Annotated in this window: 16 protein-coding genes and 1 pseudogene; 9 read left to right on the top strand and 8 right to left on the bottom strand. The window is 44.4% G+C overall.

Going from position 1 to position 16,065, the window contains the following annotated elements; all coding sequences use genetic code 11:
* Positions 1 to 157: 157 nt before the first annotated feature.
* Complete coding sequence (locus A5878_RS06585) at positions 158 to 496, top strand: RidA family protein (RefSeq protein ID WP_074535663.1); 339 nt, start codon at positions 158 to 160, stop codon at positions 494 to 496.
* A 78-nt stretch (positions 497 to 574) separates the two neighbouring features.
* Here A5878_RS06585 and A5878_RS06580 read toward each other — a convergent pair whose 3' ends face one another.
* A complete protein-coding gene (locus A5878_RS06580) occupies positions 575 to 1,699 on the bottom strand; it encodes a glycerate kinase (protein WP_086295044.1) in 1,125 nt (374 codons plus the stop codon).
* Between the two features lie 170 nt (positions 1,700 to 1,869).
* Between A5878_RS06580 and A5878_RS06575 the strand changes: the two genes are divergently transcribed.
* From A5878_RS06575 to A5878_RS06560, 4 genes are read left to right on the top strand one after another with little or no spacing between them, the layout of a single operon-like run.
* Positions 1,870 to 3,060 (top strand): helix-turn-helix domain-containing protein, encoded by a 1,191-nt coding sequence (locus A5878_RS06575; RefSeq protein ID WP_086295042.1) that lies wholly within the window; start codon positions 1,870 to 1,872, stop codon positions 3,058 to 3,060.
* Positions 3,053 to 3,280 carry a PLDc N-terminal domain-containing protein gene (locus A5878_RS06570; RefSeq protein WP_086295040.1) on the top strand — a complete coding sequence of 76 codons (228 nt, stop codon included), beginning with the start codon at positions 3,053 to 3,055 and terminating at the stop codon, positions 3,278 to 3,280. The genes A5878_RS06575 and A5878_RS06570 overlap by 8 nt, the downstream gene beginning before the upstream one ends.
* Entirely contained in the window at positions 3,277 to 4,188 is a 912-nt protein-coding gene (locus A5878_RS06565) for an ABC transporter ATP-binding protein (protein ID WP_086295038.1), read from the top strand. Before A5878_RS06570 ends, A5878_RS06565 begins: the two co-directional genes overlap by 4 nt.
* On the top strand, positions 4,185 to 4,949 hold the full coding sequence (locus A5878_RS06560) for an ABC transporter permease subunit (protein ID WP_086295037.1): 765 nt from the start codon (positions 4,185 to 4,187) through the stop codon (positions 4,947 to 4,949). Before A5878_RS06565 ends, A5878_RS06560 begins: the two co-directional genes overlap by 4 nt.
* A gap of 102 nt (positions 4,950 to 5,051) precedes the next feature.
* Here A5878_RS06560 and A5878_RS06555 read toward each other — a convergent pair whose 3' ends face one another.
* From A5878_RS06555 to A5878_RS06540, 4 genes are all read right to left on the bottom strand, one after another.
* Positions 5,052 to 5,675: a YitT family protein gene (locus tag A5878_RS06555; RefSeq protein ID WP_086295035.1), complete on the bottom strand. Its 624-nt coding sequence runs from the start codon at positions 5,673 to 5,675 to the stop codon at positions 5,052 to 5,054.
* A 164-nt stretch (positions 5,676 to 5,839) separates the two neighbouring features.
* A complete protein-coding gene (locus A5878_RS06550) occupies positions 5,840 to 6,400 on the bottom strand; it encodes an NAD(P)H-binding protein (protein WP_086295033.1) in 561 nt (186 codons plus the stop codon).
* A 60-nt stretch (positions 6,401 to 6,460) separates the two neighbouring features.
* Entirely contained in the window at positions 6,461 to 6,868 is a 408-nt protein-coding gene (locus tag A5878_RS06545) for a MerR family transcriptional regulator (RefSeq protein WP_086295031.1), read from the bottom strand.
* 75 nt (positions 6,869 to 6,943) lie between these two features.
* Complete coding sequence (locus tag A5878_RS06540) at positions 6,944 to 7,924, bottom strand: aldo/keto reductase (protein ID WP_086295029.1); 981 nt, start codon at positions 7,922 to 7,924, stop codon at positions 6,944 to 6,946.
* A gap of 210 nt (positions 7,925 to 8,134) precedes the next feature.
* On the opposite strand from A5878_RS06540, the gene A5878_RS06535 reads away from it, so the two are divergent.
* Entirely contained in the window at positions 8,135 to 8,500 is a 366-nt protein-coding gene (locus A5878_RS06535) for an HIT family protein (protein WP_086295027.1), read from the top strand.
* Between the two features lie 65 nt (positions 8,501 to 8,565).
* On the opposite strand, the gene A5878_RS06530 is transcribed toward A5878_RS06535, so the two are convergent.
* The 3 genes from A5878_RS06530 to A5878_RS06520 are packed head-to-tail and all read right to left on the bottom strand — an operon-like array spanning position 8,566 to position 12,778.
* A complete protein-coding gene (locus A5878_RS06530) occupies positions 8,566 to 9,414 on the bottom strand; it encodes a PRD domain-containing protein (RefSeq protein WP_010747958.1) in 849 nt (282 codons plus the stop codon).
* A 20-nt stretch (positions 9,415 to 9,434) separates the two neighbouring features.
* Positions 9,435 to 10,898 (bottom strand): glycoside hydrolase family 1 protein, encoded by a 1,464-nt coding sequence (locus A5878_RS06525; RefSeq protein ID WP_086295025.1) that lies wholly within the window; start codon positions 10,896 to 10,898, stop codon positions 9,435 to 9,437.
* Positions 10,899 to 10,945: 47 nt separating this feature from the next.
* Positions 10,946 to 12,778: a beta-glucoside-specific PTS transporter subunit IIABC gene (locus A5878_RS06520; protein WP_086295023.1), complete on the bottom strand. Its 1,833-nt coding sequence runs from the start codon at positions 12,776 to 12,778 to the stop codon at positions 10,946 to 10,948.
* A 336-nt stretch (positions 12,779 to 13,114) separates the two neighbouring features.
* Between A5878_RS06520 and A5878_RS06515 the strand changes: the two are divergent.
* From A5878_RS06515 to A5878_RS06505, 3 genes and pseudogenes are all read left to right on the top strand, one after another.
* Positions 13,115 to 14,036: pseudogene (locus A5878_RS06515) on the top strand (dihydrodipicolinate synthase family protein).
* Entirely contained in the window at positions 14,026 to 14,685 is a 660-nt protein-coding gene (locus A5878_RS06510; protein WP_086295021.1) for an HD domain-containing protein, read from the top strand. The pseudogene A5878_RS06515 and the gene A5878_RS06510 overlap by 11 nt, the downstream one beginning before the upstream one ends.
* Positions 14,686 to 14,999: 314 nt before the next feature.
* Positions 15,000 to 16,064, top strand: coding sequence for an ABC transporter permease (locus A5878_RS06505; RefSeq protein WP_005235249.1), 1,065 nt, complete (start codon positions 15,000 to 15,002; stop codon positions 16,062 to 16,064).
* Position 16,065 lies beyond the last annotated feature (1 nt).

The raw sequence follows: 16,065 nt of genomic DNA, 5'->3' as shown, positions 1-16,065 counted from the left end.
AAAGGGGAAGAGCGGCTTGCTCGCGTGGGTTCACACAACCAACTGAAAACGTCCGTTGATTGTTTTTGCAGGTGGAATCAAGTAAACTAGGACACACCCAATCAATTTCTATCTGTCCCATCATCCAAAGGCAAGATAGACGAAAGGAGCCAAAGAAATGGCAATCTATACCGATACAAAAATCGCTCAAGGACCTTTTCTTTTCATTTCTGGTCAAACGCCGTCGCAAGACGGAGCCACACCTGAGGACCCGCAAGAGCAAACAACCATCGTTTTGAAAAAGATCGAACAGCTTCTATCAGCCAATCAGTTGACTTGGTCATCAGTGGTCAAAATGACCGTCTTTTTAACAGATGCTGCCTACTTAGCTGCTGTCCGCACGGCATTTACAACTATTTTGGCAGAAAACAAACCAGCAATGAGTCTCGTCATCGTTGCTGGCTTGGTTGCCCCTGAATTTAAAGTAGAGATTGAAGCACAAGCTACCTTGGCTTAAGCACAGAGAAAAACACCAAAAAAACTTCGTACAAAAGGCAGTAGCCAATTCGAAGTTTTTTTGGTGTTATCTTCTTATTCAGTCTTTTTTTTGCCACTGCTCCACAAAACCAGCGATGGCTTGAGCAGTCTGTTGAGCATTCACTAAGGTTCGCTTTTTCTCCATCGCTTCTGTCAACGAAACCGGACCTTGCTGGATACAAAAGACGGCAGATAGTAGTTGCGGCAGTTTTCCTAGATCGTCGCTTCGGGAGCCGCAGATGGCAACAACCGGGACCTGATGTTTGTGGGCGAGCAACGCGACACCATAGGGTACTTTTCCCCCAGCGGTTTGCCCATCGATGCGTCCTTCACCCGTGATCAACAAATCTGCTTCTTTGATTTTTTCCTCAAATCCAATCAATGAAGCGATCGTCGCAAATCCTGGAACCAATTGACCACCTGCCAAATGAACAGCACCACCAATCCCACCTGCCGCACCAGCGCCAGGGACGGCCAGATCGATCCCCGTGGTCCGCTTGATGTGCTCAGCCAAGCGCTTTGCCTGCTGATCCAACTGCTGGATCGTTTCTTGGGATGCCCCTTTTTGCGGACCAAAAACCTGCGCAAATCCCTGATTGCCAAAATAGGGATTCGTTACATCGGCTAATGCAAATAGGTCAATTTGTGCAAGCAGAGAGTTCAACTGGCTGAGCGCCAGAGATTCTACTTGCAGCAAAGGATTGTTTTCCATCCGCTCGTTTCTTTGAATGGTTGCTCCTAGTGCAAGTAAAAAGCCTACGCCCCCATCAGAAGTGCCGCTACCGCCAAGGGTCAGGTAAATTTTTTTCACTCCTTGCCTGCAAGCTGCTAAGACCATTTGGCCTAAACCAAAAGAAGAGCTATTGCGGGTGGTCTCGTCACTAGGTTCCACGAGTTGCAACCCAATCACTTCTGCAGATTCAATCAGGGCAATTTTTTCTTCCTTGATTTTGGTGATCAACATACGGGCTTGCAACTTACCGCCTAATGGAGCGGTCACTGAAACCGTTTCGTAATTGCCTCCCAGCGCAGCAATGACTGCTGCCATTGACCCTTCTCCCCCATCAGCGATTGGGATACTGCGTGTTTCCCACTGGTCTGAAAACCCGCTTAAGACCGCTTGATTTAGTTCTGCGGAAGTGGCACTTCCTTTGAAGGAATCGATCGCTGCTACAACTTTCATTTTTCTACCTCTCATTTACGATCATCTCTTTCCCAAAGATTGGAATACTTCGACTTATAATCAACTTTTAGTTAATTAAATCAACCAAAAATTAACTAGCAATCCATTGTAAGTCATCTCTTCTCCTCTTATGATAGAAGTATACCAAACAAACCTATCGGAGGTGCACTATGGACTTACCAATTGGCGAGGAAATCGCTCGGAGAAGAAAACAACGAGGTATTACCCAGCAAGAATTAGCAGTGTTTATGAATGTGTCCAAAGCATCCGTTTCGAAATGGGAAACGGGACAGTCTTATCCAGATATCACCTCGCTACCCTTATTAGCAGCGTATTTTGATTGCAGCGTCGATGAATTATTGATTTTGGACTCGCAGCTATCCCCTAAAGAGATCCAGCGAATCTACCAATTACTAAAAGACGCCTTTCAAACACAAACACCAACGGAAGTTCTCGCACTTGCTCAAAGTTTTACCAAGCGCTATTACTCTTGTTATCCATTCTTATTACAAATGGGGTCCTTTTACTTGAATCATTGGGATCTGCTGCCAGATGTCCCCGTAGAAGGCGTCCCGAAAGGGCAAACTTACGAAGACGCTTTGATGGAAGCAAAGAAAAATACCTATTTGAAGGAAGCAGAAACCCTGTACCAACGCATCATGGACCAAGGCGACAGTGAGCTGGCACAACAAGCGAAACAGATCGATGCTTATTGTCTTCTGATGAGAAACAAGCCAGAAGAAGTCTTGGCGATCCTTGGCACGAAAACTCTCTCGTTTTTACCCAGCGAACCGTTGATTGCCGCAGCATTTCAGCAAAACAATCAGTTGCAACAAGCTGAGCTCGTTACGCAAAGTGCGATTTACCAGTACTTAATTATTTTTATGAGTTTGCTAACGAATTATTTAGCAATGCTCACACAAGACGAGGAGCAACTGGAAAAAACCTTTGCACGTGGGCTGGCACTCAGCGAGAGCTTCCAACTGGCCCAGCTGCATCCTATTTCTTTACTGAATTTTCTAGCCGCTGGGATGGTTTCGTTTGCGGCTTTAGGAAAGGAAAGCTTATTGCTGCAAGCATTAATACTGTATGTCAAAACATTAGCAGACACGCCTGAGGAAATCGTTTTGAAAGGAGACGATTATTTCAACAGCATCGATGAGTGGATCAGCGAATTAGAATTAGGCAGTCAGATCCCGCGGAACTCAGGTAGTGTCAAAAAACAATTTCTTGCAGTAGCACAGCTGACACCCTTGTTTGAACCGTATCAAGAAAAACCCCCATTTAAAGAGTTGTTTCAGCGCTTGAGCAATCTTGCTGAACAAGTATCTAATTCTCAAAGGAGTGACTCACATGAATAGTTTTTCACTAAATATACCAGAAAATATGTCTGATTATTTGCCCGTACTGATCCCCTTGATTGTTTTGCAATTGGTCCTGATCATCTTGGCGGTTCGCGATATTTTAAAACAAGAACAGTTTAAATTCGGCTCCCGCCTTCTTTGGCTTTTCATCGCCTGTTTTGTTAGCCTGATCGGTCCTATCCTTTATTTTGCTTTCGGAAAAGAGGGCCAACAATGAAGATGATCGAGATCAACCATTTATCCAAGCGTTTTGGGCGCAAACAAGTGCTGCAAGACCTAACCTTTTCGGTTCCAAAGGGCAGCGTTGTGGGGTTTGTCGGGGAAAATGGTGCTGGCAAAACAACGACCATGAAGGCGATTTTAGGATTGCTCCCCATTGATGAAGGCGAAATCACCGTTTGCGGCGAAGTGGTGCAATTCGGCTCAGCCAAGACCAATCGCTGGATCGGCTATTTACCAGATGTACCGCAGTTTTACTCGTTTATGACAGCTGTAGAATATTTGACTTTTTGCGGAAAGATCCAGCCCAATCAAGAACCTTTTCAGCCTCAGCGGGTGATGGAAGTTTTAGCGTTGGTAGGCCTGGAAGCTTCGAAACAAAAAATCGCTGGCTTTTCTCGAGGCATGAAGCAGCGTCTTGGATTAGCTCAAGCATTGATCAACCGACCAGCTATCTTGATTTGTGATGAGCCGACCTCTGCACTCGATCCTTTAGGTCGCAAGGCCTTTCTTGATGTATTGGCTAAAATCAAAGAAGAAACGACAGTTCTTTTTTCATCCCATATTCTCGCAGATGTCGAGCAGCTGTCAGATTACATTGCGATTTTGCACAAAGGCCAGATCCAGGCGTTTGAACCGATGGATTCCTTAAAAAACCGTTATCGAAAAACCGCCTTTGGGATTGTCTTTACCAACGAAGGTGACCATTCGAAATTTGCCAATCTGTTAGCATCCCACGGCATTGCGTCAGAAAGAAAGAACAATCAATTACTGATCGACGAAACTGCCGACACGAATGTTGGAAAGCAGTTGCTGCGATTGCTCAATGAACAACAGATAGTACCTGAATCCTTTCAACGGATCGAACCGACTTTAGAGGCGATTTATTTGGAGGTGATCAAATGAAGGTGTTTCTTGTTTTCTTAAAGAAAGAATTTCTCGGTGGTCTTCGCAGCAAAAAACTGCTGATTTGTTTGATTCTGTTTGCGCTGATTGGTATGCTCTCTCCCTTTACTGCCAAAATCATGCCAGATCTGATGGCCAGTATGATGCCAGAATCGATTGAAATCACGATTGCTGATCCGACATCGATCGATGCGTGGCTTCAGTTTTACAGCAACATCGGCACGATTGGTCTGCTAGTATTTGTGATTCTTTTTACCGATACGCTGTCAGCCGAAATAAATCAGGGTACCTTTATTCAGCTGATTACGAAAGGATTACCGAAAACGACGATCGTCTGTGCCAAAGCTGGCTATTTAACGATTCTGTGGTCTTTGAGTTACCTCCTAAGTGCCAGTGTCAGTGCTTTTTATACGATGATTTATTTCGATGATTCCAGCGCTGCTCAAGTCCCTAGCGCATTGTTCAGCTATTGGCTGTTTGGTTTACTAGCAATCAGCATCCTGCTGCTAGGTTCCAGCTTTGCTAAAAGTATCTATCAAGGTTTGTTGTTTATTGGCGTCTGTTATCTGATGGGCATGTTAGGCAACCTATGGAGTCAAGTAACAAACTGGAATCCTTATTCCCTTTCCAGCCAATTTCCTAACTACTTAACCGACCAAATCAAACTAGGGGAACTGCTGCCAGCGCTGCTGCTGAGTTGCTTATTGATCATCAGCTGCCTAGCGGGGGCTATTGCTGTTTTGAGAAAAAGAAACTATTAAAAAACCATCGGTGCAAATGTTGTACTGACCTCCTATAGGTAGACGTTTCGTCTAACTCTTGGGGGTCACTACCTGTTGCACCGATGGTTTGCTTCTGCTAGTTTATTCTAGTTCTGCTGTTTCTTGAACGTTCACTGCTTTTTTTGCCTGTGTTTTTTGCTCGATCCGCATAAAGAAGCGCATGAAAAAGGCAATCAAATAGATAGAGAAAGCGGAAATGAGGGCTTCTTGCCAAGAAAAAATCAGGAGATTCAACAAGATGATGATCAGATTGGTTAAGAAGACACCACTAGACTTTCGAATGCCATAGTATTTTTCCAAAATCAGCGGCGGAATCGTGACCCCACCATTGGAAGCACTGATTTTATAAAGTGAAAAAATACCGAAGCTAAAGAAGAAACTACCTAAAATCAAGGAAACAGAATAAAAACGCAAGAGCATGATCTCTGGTAAAAGCGCCAGAAGAACGGGAAATGCCAGACTGCCGATAACCGTATTGACAAAGACCTCTCGCTTTAAAAGCAAAAATGCCAACGCCAGCATCAATAAATTAATCCCCCAGACAACGATATGACGATTGATCGACCAGCCGGTTTCGATCAGGTAGCCGATCGACCCGACACCAGCAGAAGCAATACTGTGAGGCAAAAGGAAAAAGTTTAATGCGATGCAGATCCACAGCACCCCAAGCAATAAAGCAAGATTTTTTTTGATAAGTGATTCCATCAACGTTCTCCTTTCAATCTGGCAACTAATTTTATGGATAAAAGCTTCTGTCTATTCTATCAAAAAAAGCTCAAAAGAAAGAACCATTTTTTTCATGAAAACATGAAAAAAATGATTCTGAACTTCAAGAAAGCATGTTGGTTTTCATCACAAATGCACAGGCTTTAGGCTGTATAGCAGTGATACATCGCAAGCATTTCTTCTGCGACTGCTTCTTGCCATCCCCCTGGCTGTAACATACATTCTTCCATTGATGGCAAATGAACAAAGCGAACAGCCAACTCTGAGCCTACAATCAATTGGTAGGACATCAAGCGATTTTTTTGCTGCAAGAGCAGCTGATGCTTTTCAGGGGCAAGAAAAGGCGCTGTTAAGTCTGCCAATTGCTTCAATGCCTCCGATGTACAAAGTCTTTTTTCGGGTGCGACACTGATCAATTGGTTGACCTCTGCTAATTTCATTGCCTCGATCACCCGCAGCGTTGCTCGAGGATCATGGATATCCGTCAAAAAAACCGACTGGCAGCCTTGCAATGCCCGAACGAGTCGTCCTAAATCGAGAAAGTCACCATCAATGATCGTCTCACGCGCAGCATCGATCTCATGCAAACGCTCCGTTGCACGGCGGGCATAGAGTACGAGTGGTCGATTGGTTCTTTCCAAAAGTTTTTGCCGTGATCGCTGACCGATCGTGCCAGCAGCACCTAAAATCGCAAGTCGTTTCATAAGCTCCCTTTCATTTTTGAAAAATTCAAGCCTCGTTCTTTGAGTAGAAAAAATGGCTTGTCATAAAGTCTGGTTGATGAGATTGGCTTTGCGTTGACGCAGTCGTTCTTCAGTCGGCAGAACATGCTCGTCGTAATGTTCCAATTTGTATTCTAAACGTTCAACAGCTTCCGTCATATCTGAGATTTTCTCCCGCAAAACTGCAATTTGTTCGGCTAACAGCTGCTTGCGCTCAGGAACCGTCCCACGCCCTTCTTCAAATAAAGCTAGGTAATGACTCAGGCCATCAATCGATAGTCCAGCGTTGCGCATTTGCCTAGTAAAGGTGATCCATTTTAAGTCGTCATCATCAAATTCACGAACACCGTTTTTATTGCGTTTGACCGCCGGGATCAGCCCAATTTTTTCATAGTAACGGATGGTATCAGCTGAGACACCGCTCAGTTCACTGACTTTTTTGATATTCATGGCTTCACTTCCTTGTTTTGCATTTTTTCCTAGATCGTTTTGTATGCTACGAGCCAGAAGCCCTTTTGTTACTCGTTATTCCGCTCCTACCACTGCATGAGGCAAGTATGGCTCTTCCAAATACGCAATCTCTTCGGCAGTCAGCTTTAGATCAAGGGCAGGTAATGCATCTAATAAATAGCTTTCTTTTGTTGCGCCGATAATTGGTGCGACCACTTGTTCTTTTTGTAATAACCATGCCAAGGCGATTTGCGCCCGTTTGCTTTGGTGTTTGTCAGCGATCTGTGCGACCCGCGCCACGATCTCTCGGTCTTGTTCCATCGTTTTGTCGTACTTTTGATTGGCGGTTTTATCCGTTAAGTACCGTTTGGTCTCTGCACCCCAATCTCTTGTTAACCGTCCAGCAGCCAATGGGCTATATGGCGTCACGGCAATTTTTTGATCGGCACACAAGGGCATCATTTCCCGCTCTTCTTCTCGATAAAGCAAGTTCAAGTGATTTTGCATCGAAACAAATTTGGTCCAGCCATTTTTTTCAGCGACTGCTTGTGCTTTGGCAAATTGCCAAGCGTACATCGCAGATGCGCCGATATAGCGTACTTTTCCAGAAACTACCAAATCATGTAATGCCTTCATGGTTTCTTCAATTGGCGTGTGGTAATCCCAACGATGGATGATATACAGATCAATGTAGTCCATTTGCAGGCGTTTTAAGCTTTGTTCGACTTGATAAAAAATCGCTTTTCGGGATAAGCCTCCACTGTTAGGTCGCTGTTTCATTTTAGAATATAGTTTTGTGGCAACCACGATCTCATCCCGGGGTGCAAAATCATTCAATGCTCGACCGACGATTTCTTCGCTCGCTCCATAAGAATAGACATTTGCCGTATCAAAAAAGTTGATGCCCAGATCCAAGGCTTTTTTGATGACTTCACGACTGTCGTCTTCTTCTAACACCCACTCATGAAACCCGCTGTTGGGATCGCCAAATCCCATTGTCCCTAGACACAAAGGTGACACATCAAGTCCTGTATTGCCAAATTTTACATAGTCCATTTGTACGTCCTCCTGTTTTTTTAAGTTACACTAAGCATACAGGTTGAAGTGCACTCTAAGTCAAGCGAATCTATAAACTTTTTTTTATTTTACTGTCAATTGACTCAAAAGGACATGCTTTTTGTCGTGCGTTTCATTTCAAATCAGCTTTTGGTACACTAAAGATAAGTATTGATACGCTATCTAGCCGAGAAAAAGGAGCGAAAGATTTTGACTTGTATTTTTTGTACTGCCTCAAAACATGCGATCATTGAAAACGAACGCTTTTATGCGATCGCTGATAAGTACCCCGTCAGCCCTGGACACTTGCTATTGATCCCCAAAGCGCATCGCAGGGATTATTTTGCTCTCACCCAAGAGGAATTACAAGACTTGCAGGCTTTGTTGCAGGAAGACAAAGCTTATTTATTGGAAACCTATCGACCAGACGGCTTCAACATCGGCTTCAATTGCGGGGAGGCTGCTGGACAGACGGTCTTTCATTGCCATTGTCATTTGATCCCACGCTACCAAGGCGACGTGGAGCAGCCAAAAGGTGGCGTTCGAGGCGTGATTCCTAACAAGCAAGCCTACTAAACACAAACAAGCCGTTTCTCCAGCAAAGGAAAACGGCTTGTTTATGTTTGTTAAAATGAGGACGCTTAGGAATTAATCGCTGAATGATTCATCAATCGATTGATATGAACGCCTAGATAGACGATTTCATTGACAGGGATCTTCGTTTGGTATTCTTTATCGATATAGGCTTTGACTTTTGTCGCAATCTCCATAGCATTCGGATAAAGAGCCCACATTTGACGGTATAGTCCTTCATCTTCTTCTTGCAGCAGACCATCCAAAAAGAATCGGTCAACGAAGAAACGCACGTGGGTGATAAAGCGATTATAATGGATCGAATTGGTGTTGACGTCTTGCTGGATCGAGTAGCGCACCATATTGACGATCAACCCGATCAATTTGGCCTTTTTCAACCCATCTTGATTTTCCTCGGTGTTCGACTGGGCATTGATCAAATGAAACGCGATATTGGAGGCTTCTTCTTCTGGCAGCTCAATCTGATACTTCTCTTTCAGTAAGCGCAGTGCCTGTTCGGCGGCTCGAAATTCCTCTGTATAGTAATTCTTGATTTCCCAATAGAGCCGATTCGTCACACTCAAGCCTTTTTGCTGACGTTCTACAGCAAAGTGCAAGTGATCCGATAAGGTGAGGTAAATCGTTGAATTTAGCGGATATGGCAGCATTTTTTGCGCCAGCTGGACGATTTCTTTGGTCATTTCAAAATAGTACAACGGAATCTCATCCACTAAATCGGCAAACTGACCTGATTTTTTTTCATCGATTGGCAGAAAAACTTGATCGATCTGGGTATCGGCTATGCTGTCGCCGACTTTCTTTCCATAGCCGATGCCTTTCCCAAGTGCAATCATTTCTTGGCCTTCCTTATCAACAAGTACGACACTTGAATTTAAGACTTTCTTGATGTAAATCATGCACTCTCGCTCCTCACTGTTTATTCTGCCAAACTTGCGCCATTGGTGGCGATCACTTCTTTGTACCAGTCGAAGGAATCTTTTTTCAAACGGTCATAACTGCCGTTTCCTTCATCATCGGCATCCACATAAATGAAGCCATAGCGTTTCGTCACTTGTGACGTCCCAGCACTGACCAGATCGATCGGTGCCCAAGAAGTATAACCAATCAAATCGACCCCTTCATCGATGGCTTCCTTCATTTGTTTGAAGTGTGCCTTGAAATAATCGACCCGATACGGATCATGCACTCGGCCGTCTTCAAGGACATCCACGGCGCCCATACCATTTTCAACGATCATTAATGGCACTTGATACCGATCATACAATGAAAGCAAGGAGATTTTCAAGCCTTTAGGATCGATCTGCCAGCCCCATTCAGTTGATGGCAGCTTGGGATTTTTTACCCCTAAAACCGTATTGCCCGGTGTCCGTTCGGCATTTGGATCACCTGATTCGGCCATAGACATATAATAACTAAAGGAAAGAAAATCAACGGTGTGATCTTTTAAGATTTGGCGGTCTTCTGGTGCCATTTCAATTTTGATGCCGCGTTTTTCCAGATCTTTTTCAATCATTCGCGGATAAGCCCCCTTGACTTGAACGTCCGCATAAAAATCATTTTCCAAGTTTTTCTTTAAGGTCAATTCAACATCCAATGGGTCACAAGTCAATGGATATGTCATTAGCTTCGTTAACATGCAGCCAACTTTATTGTTTGGGTTTTTCTCATGAGCGATTTTGGTCACTAATGAGCTGGCAACAAATTGGTGATGGAGCGCTTGATACACATCCTGTTCTTCTTTGCCTGCTTCTGATTGTTCTGGAATGATGCCCGCTGTTGTAAAGGGATGACGATGGATACTGTCGATTTCGTTAAAGGTCAGCCAATACTCCACATACTCCCCAAATTCTTCAAAACAGACGGTTGCAAAGCGGACAAAGTCATCGATCACTTTGCGTTCCACCCAGCCATTGTACTTCAAGCTAAGCGCTAGCGGCATTTCATAGTGAGACAACGTTACGATCGGTTTGATCCCCAAGCGCTGCATTTCTTGAAAGACATTGCGGTAAAAAGCGATCCCTTCTTGATTGGGTGTCGTTTCTTCCCCGGTTGGGAACAAACGGGTCCACGCAATCGACAATCGCAACACTTTAAAGCCCATTTCCGCAAACAAAGCCAAATCTTCTGGATAGCGGTGATAGAAATCGATTCCTCGCCGTTTTGGATAAATGGTATCTGTTGGATCTGCCATCGCTTCTTTGACGGCTTCTACGGTCACGTTCATGTGCGCCGCATAATCTTTGTTATCGACATGAGGTTTGTAGGTCGCCACATCTGCCACCGACAAGCCTTTGCCGCCAAGATTCCAACCTCCTTCTACTTGATTTGCGGCGATAGCGCCACCCCATAAGAAGTCCTTTGGAAAAGTTGTTTCAGTCATTTTTTCAATCCCCTTTTTACATTGTTTTTGTTGCATTGTTCAATTGTTTAGACGAGCGGTGCGATCAATAGGACACCTTGGTCGCTTTGCTCATCGGTTGATTCGATCGTTTTGACCGTAAAGTTTTCTTGATTGGTGACCACACAGATCACGATTGGATCAAAACCAGCTGCTTTGATGGCATCCAAATCAAATTGGATCAGCGGTTGCCCTTGTTTCACTTGATCCCCCGCTTTTACATAAGGGGTAAAGTGTTTGCCTTCTAGTTGAACGGTATCCAAGCCGATATGAAAGAGCAATTCTGCGCCATTGCGGGTTTTTAACCCGATCGCATGGTTGGTTTCAAACAACATCGTGATCTCGCCATCTTCTGGTGCGATCAATTCGCCAGACGTCGGAATGATCCCGAACCCTTCTCCGATCATGCCGCTTGAAAAGACTTCATCGTTGACTTCAGATAAAGCTACCACTTGCCCATCTACTGGTTTGCTCAATACTTCGGCTTTGGGATCGGCAACAGTCGTCTTATTTTCTACCACTTTGTCTTTGAATAAGAAAAGGACAAGGACAAAAGAAACAGCAAAGGATACCCCTAACGTGACCACTGCCCACACAAGATTCATCGGGTTGGCTTCATCCACGAACATAGTGATACTTGCTAGACCAGGGCCAACTAATGCGAAGGCCTTGATGGCAAACAAACCAGCCACCGCACCACCAACTAGGCTGGAAGCCATCACGCCGTAAAGCACTCGTTTATGCAGGATCGTCACCCCATACAAAGCAGGCTCGGTGATGCCAAAAAGGGCGGAGATGCCTGCAGAAACAGCGGTTGAACGAAGTTTTTGGTCTTTGGTCCGAACACTCACCGCAAAACAAGCACCAGCTTCTGCAATGTTATGTGCCAATGAGGCAGGCAAGTATAACAGCTCTGCCCCCATCTCACTCATAGACGAAACAGCATAGGGAATCATGGCTTTGTGCATACCAGTAACCACCATCAATGGTAAAACAGCAGCTAAGATCCCTGTTGCCACCCAACCTAAATGGGCATACAGCCAAATGATCGCTGCTGAAAAAATCGTTCCGACTTCAAAGCCTAATGGGCCTAAAATCAATAAAGCAACTGGAACCGTAATAACTAAGCTCATCATCGGAACAAAGAAGATACGGATCGGTTTTGGTGAAATTCGGGTAAACAGCTTTTCAATTTGAGCGTAAAATAAAACCGTTAAAATTGCTGGAAATACTTGTGACGCATAGGCGATATTTTGTAAACCGAAGCCCATGAACGCTGCGCCATCTGTCAATAGTGTCGTTAGTTCAGGCAAAATCAAGGCACCAACAGCGGAAACCGCCACCAATTGGTTGACCTTTAATTTATTTGCCGTGGTGATCGCCACTAAAATCGGTAAGAAATACAATGGTGCGCCACCGATCAGATTCAAAATTTGATACGTCTGGCTCGTATTGTCCATCAATCCAGTGACAGAAGCAAGTAACAGTAAGGATTTCAAGACGCCCCCTCCAGCGACTGCTGGAATCAACGGTTGAAATATCGAGATAATAAAATCAAGCAGGACTGCACCCCACGATTGTTTTTGTTTGCCTTCACTTCCTCCATCCGCTGTTAGCTCATGACCTAACACATTCATAACCTCATCATACACTTCGACGACATCATTGCCGATGATGACTTGGCATTGGACATTTTGTCGCACCCCAATCACGCCATCGACTTTTTCCAAGGCATCTTTTTGTACGAGGCTATTGTCTTTTAAGGTAAAGCGCAAGCGTGTGGAGCAATGTTCCAAATGTGCGATATTTTCTTTTCCGCCAATCAACTCAACGATGGCAGTTGCCGTTTCTTTTACATTCATAATTTTCTTCTCCTTTAATTAGTTTTCCTTTGTTGGCCAAACAAAGAAAAAAGCAGGCAGCACCTACAAAAACATTGAACGGAATCCAACGATCCCTTCCATGTTTTTTATAGGTCCTGCCTGCATTACCAGTCACATGCCTGTTTTATTACTTGCATAATACCATGCTTTATTTGAAAACGCAACCACCGTTTTAAAAATATTTTGCTAAGCCTTTTGCTGAAACGAGAAGTTTGCTACACTTAGTGGATAATCAGTTGTTTCGTCTTCCTTGGCTTGCACCAGAAGCAAGAAGAACATCGCTGGCTAAACGTATCACAAGAAAGGATGAATCGGATGACTTCATTGAATCACTCACTGCATGTTGCCGTCCCAACAGCATTTGATCATGCAGAAAGACTTGACACGAAAAGAACGATCGCTCATATCTTGCAACTGCAAAAGCAAGGGATCAAATCGGTTTTGGTGTGCGGCTCCACCGGTGAACAGCACTCATTGACCTTGACAGAAAAAAAAACTTCTACATGCCTTAGCGCAAGAAACCAGCTGGGCAGCCGATTTCGAAGTCCTCTTCGGTTTAGCTGGCATCGTATTTCATGAAACGCTCGCGTTGGCAGAAGCAATTAGCAAAAATCCCCGAATCGATGGTGTGGTTTTAGGCTTTCCCCCTTATCTTTGCCTGACGCAAAAGGAAGCCGTGCTCTATGCTCAGGGATTGATCCATACTTGCGAAAAACCAGTTATTTTTTACAACAATCCCCGCCGCACGGGCTTTGATTTATCTGCAGAAAGTATCTTGACCTTGATCGCTGACCCTCGGGTGATCGGCTTAAAAGAAGCTGGCAGGAAGGAGCGAGTGCCTCAACTAAAAACAAAGACGGCTGCCGATTTTCGCTTTTATGCTGGTGGTGAAGCGGACTTGGAGGAAAAGGTCGCACTAGGGTTTAACGGGCTGTCATCAATGGCAGGAAACCTTTGTCCCAAGGAGATCCAGGTGATTTGGCAGGGCTTATTGAAAGGTGATGCAACGATTTCTACGTCGAATGAATGGCAGAATATGGAACAAGCAGCTGCTGGCGATCCAACCAATACTATCAGTTACCTTCCGTGGCTCAAGCAGCAAATCACCATTGATGGACAGCCCTTTGGCTTTTGTCGTCAGCCGCTAGGTCTAGCAACAATTGATCGATTTGGCACTGGCTCAATTCCCCCTCATCTAGCACATGAAAGGCAGGAGAACCAGACAAATGAAGATTGATGCACCGATTGATCCACAACTAAAGCACTATATTGAAAGCTCCATCATCCCGCAATACAACCAATTGGATAGCAGTCACTCCCCAGCGCGCGTCCACCAAGTGATCCAAAATAGTTTTGAAATTGCTGAAACATTGCCCGTTGACCTGAATATCGTCTATACGGTAGCTGCCTACCATGATATCGGCTTGCTCTATGGCCGCAAAAACCACGAAAGCAATTCCCGCAAGATCGTTGAACAAGATGCTGTGTTGCCACGCTTTTTCTCTCCTCCAGTCATTTCAATGATCGGCGAAGCTGTAGAAGATCATCGCGCCTCGCTGCCCTATGAGCCTCGCTCGCTTTATGGCAAAATTATTTCCGAAGCCGATCGCGACTTAGATTTTGAGCGAATCCTCAAGCGAACCTTGCTTTTTGCTTATGAGAAAAAGCAGCTGACAGATTTAGAACAATTGCATCATGAAGCGTATCAGTACATTTCAAAGAAATACGGTCCTCAAAGTGAGCTGAAGGTTTGGTTGGATTATCGCAAAAACCAAGATGGTTTGGCGATCATCTATCAAAAATTAGCACAACCTGAAAGCTTCCGTCACTCCTTTGAAAAAATCGTGCCGTTAGTTATCGCTACAAGAAAAGAAACTGACGATTGAAACTTTGATCCAGCACCAGACTTCAAATAGGAACCCTCTGATTCAGCGCCGCAGTTGTGTCTGCACTGAATCAGAGGGCTTTTACTGTTATTCTAAACGTTCTTTCTCCACTAAAATCCCCCGCCCCCTCGCTACTCCTACGCTCCTATTCAAATCAAAGGGCAGCAAGTGGTTTTCTTCAATCAACAGACGCCCCTTCTAAATAACCTTCCTTTTTTCACCGAATTTACTCTTTGTAAGCAAGATAGTTTGCTGAAAATAAAAAAAATGGTATTTTTATTTTATCAAGTGATAAAATATTAGGAGGAATCGTTATGTTTTTGGCAATCAATGAAATACGCCATTCCAAATTGCGTTACGCCCTAGTCACAGGGGTCATGTTTTTAATCGCCTATTTGGTCTTTTTTTTAACTGGGTTAGCTTACGGGTTGGCTCAAGATAATCGGATGGCGGTCGACAAATGGGAGGCAGATCAAATTTTGTTGACCGAAGAAGCAAATGATAATTTAAACATGTCGATGCTTCCTCGCAGTCTTTATGATGAAGTCGATGCACCAGAAAAAGCAGTTTTGGCGCAAACCGCTGGAGTTGTGACCAAAGAAGACAACGGTGAAAAAGTCGATGTCACCTTTTTCGGCATTGATCCAGATCAATTTTTAGCACCAAATATTACCGATGGCGAGATGTTTGCTTCAGATGATGAAGCGGTCGCCGACAGCAGTATTGAGGAAGAATACGGGATTTCCATTGGTGACACCATCAAATTAGCAGGCAGTGACAAAAAATTGAAAATCGTCGGTTTTACAGATAACGCCCGCTTCAGTGTCGCTCCGGTCCTCTACACCTCGATCGGTGCTTATCAAGAAATTCGTTTTGAAAAAGAAGATGATTCTGAAAATGCCCGTATCAACGCGATCGTGACTCGCGGCAAAATCAAAGAAGTGCCAGATGATCTGGTCGCTACGGATATCAGCAAATTTATTAATGAATTGCCTGGTTACAACGCGCAAGTGCTGACCTTTGGCTTTATGATCGGGTTCTTGATCGTGATCGCTGCCATCGTTATCGGTATTTTTATCTATGTGCTAACGATGCAAAAATCAGAAATTTTTGGTGTCATGAAAGCTCAAGGGATCTCTAGCCGCTACATTGCTTTTTCGGTGATCGCCCAAACGTTCTTATTGGCAACCTCGGGTGTTTTGATCGGTGGTTTGGCAACGATCGGTACCGCCCTCGTGTTACCTGCGGCAGTGCCATTCCAAATCAATCTATTATTCTTTGCTAGTATCAGTGTCATGATGATTCTGATCGCGATGCTAGGTGCTTTCTTCTCGGTGCGAACGATTGTAAAAATCGACCCATTGAAAGCAATCGGATAGG

Origin of the sequence: Enterococcus sp. 3G6_DIV0642 (assembly GCF_002140635.1) — a bacterium.
In the GTDB taxonomy this organism is placed as follows: domain Bacteria; phylum Bacillota; class Bacilli; order Lactobacillales; family Enterococcaceae; genus Enterococcus_D; species Enterococcus_D casseliflavus.
Note: the sequence above shows the minus strand (reverse complement) of the source record. Positions and strands in the feature narration are given on the sequence as shown.